The 796-nt window shown below is 52.6% G+C and carries 1 rRNA gene; it reads right to left on the bottom strand.

The features are described from left to right. Positions 1 to 8: 8 nt before the first annotated feature. Positions 9 to 796 (bottom strand): 16S ribosomal RNA (locus E2R67_RS16405); the annotation flags it as partial.

Below are 796 nucleotides of genomic sequence, written 5' to 3'. Positions count from 1 at the left end.
TCTTTACGTAAGGAGGTGATCCAGCCCCAGGTTCCCCTAGGGCTACCTTGTTACGACTTCACCCCAGTCATGAACCACACCGTGGTCATCGCCATCCCGAAGGTTAAGCTAATGACTTCTGGTGCAGCCCACTCCCATGGTGTGACGGGCGGTGTGTACAAGGCCCGGGAACGTATTCACCGTGGCATTCTGATCCACGATTACTAGCGATTCCAACTTCACGGAGTCGAGTTGCAGACTCCGATCCGGACTACGACAAACTTTAGGAGATTCGCATACCATCGCTGGTTAGCTGCCCTTTGTATTTGCCATTGTAGCACGTGTGTAGCCCATCCCGTAAGGGCCATGATGACTTGACGTCGTCCCCACCTTCCTCCGGTTTATCACCGGCAGTGTCCCTAGAGTTCCCGGCATAACCCGCTGGCAAATAAGGATAAGGGTTGCGCTCGTTGCGGGACTTAACCCAACATTTCACAACACGAGCTGACGACAGCCATGCAGCACCTGTCTCAGAGTTCCCGAAGGCACTCTACTATCTCTAACAGATTCTCTGGATGTCAAGGGATGGTAAGGTTCTTCGCGTTGCATCGAATTAAACCACATGCTCCACCGCTTGTGCGGGCCCCCGTCAATTCATTTGAGTTTTAACCTTGCGGCCGTACTCCCCAGGCGGTCTATTTAATGCGTTAGCTTTGAATCCCACAGCATATAGCCACAAAATTCTAATAGACATCGTTTACTGCGTGGACTACCGGGGTATCTAATCCCGTTTGCTCCCCACGCCTTCGCGCCTCAG

The organism is Psychromonas algicola, from assembly GCF_004378355.1.
GTDB lineage: Bacteria > Pseudomonadota > Gammaproteobacteria > Enterobacterales > Psychromonadaceae > Psychromonas.
The sequence above is the reverse complement of the archived record's forward strand: the minus strand, read 5'-3'. Positions and strand labels throughout refer to the sequence as shown.